Origin of the sequence: Mesorhizobium sp. M7D.F.Ca.US.004.01.2.1 (assembly GCF_003997785.1) — a bacterium.
In the GTDB taxonomy this organism is placed as follows: Bacteria; Pseudomonadota; Alphaproteobacteria; order Rhizobiales; family Rhizobiaceae; genus Mesorhizobium; species Mesorhizobium loti.
This window is the reverse complement of the sequence record NZ_RZRQ01000465.1, coordinates 1-3482: the sequence shown is the minus strand read 5'-3', so window position 1 is coordinate 3482 and position 3482 is coordinate 1. Positions and strand designations below refer to the sequence as shown.

Sequence of the window (3482 nt, the reverse complement as noted above, 5' to 3'; positions counted from 1 at the left end):
TCAGCACGCCGATACCGTCGAGACCGGGCATGACCAGATCGAGGATCACCACCGAAACCTCGCGGGCGCTAGGCCCGTCGAGAATATCGAGAGCGGCCGCGCCGCCATCCACGACAATTGCCGTGTAGCCGAACCGCGTCACCGCCGCCTCGAGCAGCCGGCGCTGCACGGGATCGTCATCGACTATGAGTATGGAACCTGTCATGACTGGTGTGACTGCCCGCCCGAGGAATTCTGCCCTGTGGACCATCTTGGCACAGGGTTCTAAATAAGGTTTCAAAAAACCCGGTGAATGAATTCCTTAGGATTTGACCGGCTTCTCGTTTCCCCTTGAACCTCGGCCACGGAAGGTGTCGGCAATGCACATGGTCTCTGGGCACATGGTTTCTGCTCGGCAGCTTGCGGCGCCAGCGTCCGGTCAGGGCTCGGCCGAGCTTGGCGACCTGCCGGAATGGAACCTTGCCGATCTCTATGCCGGCATGGACGCGCCGGAGCTGAAGCGCGACATCGCCAAGGCCGCCATTGATGCGATCAGCTTCGAGGGCCGCTGGAAAGGCACGCTGGCCGCCGAGGCCGCTCGCGGCAGCGCCGGCAGGCTGGGCGAGGCGCTGGTCGCCTACGAGGCGCTGGAGGAACTGATCGGCCGCATCGTCTCCTATTCGGGTCTGGTCTATGCCGGCAACACCGCCGACCCGCAGCGCGCCAAACTCTATGGCGACATCCAGGAGAAGATGACCGACGCCAGCGCGCACCTTCTGTTCTTCGCGCTCGAACTCAACCTGATCGACGATGCCGCCATCGAAGGCGCGCTCGCCGGCGATCCCGCGTTCGGCCACTACCGGCCATGGGTGCTCGATCTGCGCAAGGACAAACCCTACCAGCTCGAGGATCGCGTCGAGCAGCTCTTCCACGAAAAATCGATCACCGGGCGCGGCGCCTGGAACCGCTTGTTCGACGAGACGATGACAGACCTTCGCTTCGACATCGACGGCGAGGAACTGACGCTGGAGCCGGCGTTGAACCGCTTGCAGGACGCCGATGGCGAGGTGCGCCGCCGGGCGTCCGAGGCGCTGGCCACGACCTTCCGCAAAAATTTGCGCACCTTCACGTTGATCACCAACACGCTGGCCAAGGACAAGGAAATATCCGACCGCTGGCGCGGCTTCGAGGACATCGCCGATTCACGCCATCTCGCCAACCGCGTCGAGCGCAGCGTGGTGGATGCCCTGGCCTCCGCCGTGCGCGATGCCTATCCACGCCTGTCGCACCGCTACTACGCGATGAAGGCGCGCTGGCTGGGTATGGAAGTGATGAATCACTGGGACCGCAACGCGCCATTGCCGGATACGCCCCAGGCGATCATCGGCTGGGACGAAGCCAGGAACACCGTGCTGTCGGCCTATCAGCGCTTTTCGCCCGATATGGCGGAGATCGCGCGAACCTTCTTCGACCGCAACTGGATCGACGCGCCGGTGCGGCCTGGCAAGTCACCCGGCGCCTTCGCGCATCCGACCGTGCCGTCGGCGCATCCCTATGTCCTGCTCAACTACATGGGCAAGCCGCGCGATGTGATGACGCTGGCGCATGAGCTTGGCCATGGCGTGCATCAGGTGCTGGCCAGCGGCCAGGGTGCGCTGATGGCTTCGACGCCGCTGACGCTGGCTGAGACGGCGTCGGTCTTCGGCGAGATGCTGACCTTCCGCTCGCTGCTCGACCAGACCACCGACAGGCGCGAGCGCAAGGCCATGCTCGCCCAGAAGGTCGAGGACATGATCAACACGGTCGTGCGCCAGATCGCCTTCTACGAATTCGAGCGCAAGGTGCATGCCGAGCGCAAGAACGGCGAACTGACCTCCGACAGGCTCGGCCAGTTCTGGCTCGAAGTGCAGGCCGAAAGCCTCGGGCCGGCGATCAAGTTGCGCGAAGGCTACGAGGTGTTCTGGACCTACATTCCGCACTTCATCCATTCGCCCTTCTACGTCTATGCCTATGCTTTCGGCGACTGCCTGGTGAATTCGCTCTACGCGGTCTACCAGAACGCCGAGCGCGGCTTCCAGGACAAGTATTTCGAGATGCTGCGCGCCGGCGGCACCAAGCATCACTCCGAGCTTCTGGCGCCCTTCGGCCTCGACGCCACCGATCCCGCCTTCTGGCAGATAGGGCTTGGCGTCATCAGTGGCCTGATCGACGAGCTGGAAGCGCTCGACGTTTGAAACACGTCCTGCAAGCGTCGCCCGCTCGTAGAACAGTTTAGCCGGAATGCATGTTGGGATGGCTTTATTATTGGCCTAAATATCTGTTCTTGAAGTACTCTCCACCGAAGTTTTCCGATAGCTTTCCACAAGCTCTATGATAGCCTTCGCTCCAAGCTCAGCCGGAGCGCATGCGGATCGGCGAGGAAAAATCTCGGCCGGCCGTGGCGCTCAGGCGGACGCGACAACGGCCGTTGGCCATGGGCAAGCAAAGCCGAGCCGACAGCTCGAACCGAAGCCGGCTGTTCTGCGAACCGCGGAATCACCATCGAGTAGTCCTTCGCCGAAGGTCATGACCCCACGGCAGACGGATCTGACTGGAGAGAGACAATGGGCACTTTTTTCTACATGCTCCTGGCGTTCCTGGTAGGCGTGTTGGTGGGCTGGTTCCTCTGGGGCCGTCTGCGCGGTGAACTCGACAGCTTGCGCGGCGACCTCGACCGTACGCGCAGCGAGCGCGACAGGTTGCGCGCCGACAGCGACCGGCTGACCAGTGAACTCGATGCATGCGGCAAGACCCGCGCCGACCTCGAGCGCCGGCTGCGCGAGGCGCAGGCCGCACCCGCCGCCGGGAGCAGCGCGGCAAAGCCGGCAGGCCAGGCGTCTGCAGCCCTGATGTCGACTCCCGCGGCGGCCAAATCTGCCGCCACAAAACCCGCGCCGGCTAAACCGGCCGCTGCGAAAGCGGTTCCTGCCAAGCCGGCGGCGAAACCGGCCGCCGCCAAAGCCTCGGCTCCAGCCAAATCCGCGACGAGTAAGCCCGCACCAGCCAAGAAATCTGCACCGCCACCGGCGAAGCCCGTATCCGGCAAGCCCGACAATCTGCGCCGGCTGATCGGCATTGGTCCGGTCAACGAGAAGCTGCTCAAGGCGCAAGGTGTCACCAGCTTCGCCCAGATCGCCGGCTGGACAGCCGCCGATATCAAGCGGATCGAGGACGTGATGAATTTCGACGGCCGCATCGCGCGCGAGCGCTGGATCGAGCAGGCGAAGCTGCTCGCCGCCGGCAACGAGAAGGAATTCGCCAAGCAGTTTCCGACGGCGGGAACCACCAGCAACACCTGATCGCCAGGCAAGAGCTGAAGATTGCAAACGGCGGCGCCAATATGGCGCCGCCGTTTGCCTTTGGCCCCTGGGTTGGCCCGGAGTCGACCTAAAGGTCGGCCCAAGGTCGGCTTTGAGTGGCAGCATGCCGTTCCCTCGATTGCGCGCGAGCGGCCCCCCATATAG

General features: G+C 63.8%; 3 protein-coding genes. 2 read left to right on the top strand and 1 reads right to left on the bottom strand.

What is annotated here, in order from left to right; all coding sequences use genetic code 11:
- On the bottom strand, window positions 1-205 hold a 205-nt coding region (locus EN993_RS33025; protein WP_127265964.1), incomplete at its 3' end, for a response regulator.
- Between the two features lie 175 nt (window positions 206-380).
- Between EN993_RS33025 and EN993_RS33020 the strand changes: the two genes are divergently transcribed.
- Together EN993_RS33020 and EN993_RS33015 are read left to right on the top strand one after the other, a co-directional pair.
- Window positions 381-2213, top strand: a complete 1833-nt coding sequence (locus tag EN993_RS33020) for a M3 family oligoendopeptidase (protein WP_127265966.1) — start codon at window positions 381-383, stop codon at window positions 2211-2213.
- Window positions 2214-2582: 369 nt separating this feature from the next.
- Window positions 2583-3317, top strand: a complete 735-nt coding sequence (locus tag EN993_RS33015; protein ID WP_126070341.1) for a proton-conducting membrane transporter — start codon at window positions 2583-2585, stop codon at window positions 3315-3317.
- The last annotated feature ends 165 nt before the right edge of the window (window positions 3318-3482 follow it).

Excerpts from the sequence above, each read along its gene's own strand:
- EN993_RS33020 (WP_127265966.1), top strand. The coding sequence starts at position 381 with ATGGTTTCTGCTCGGCAGCTTGCGGCGCCAGCGTCCGGTCAGGGCTCG.
- EN993_RS33015 (WP_126070341.1), top strand. The coding sequence starts at position 2,583 with ATGGGCACTTTTTTCTACATGCTCCTGGCGTTCCTGGTAGGCGTGTTG.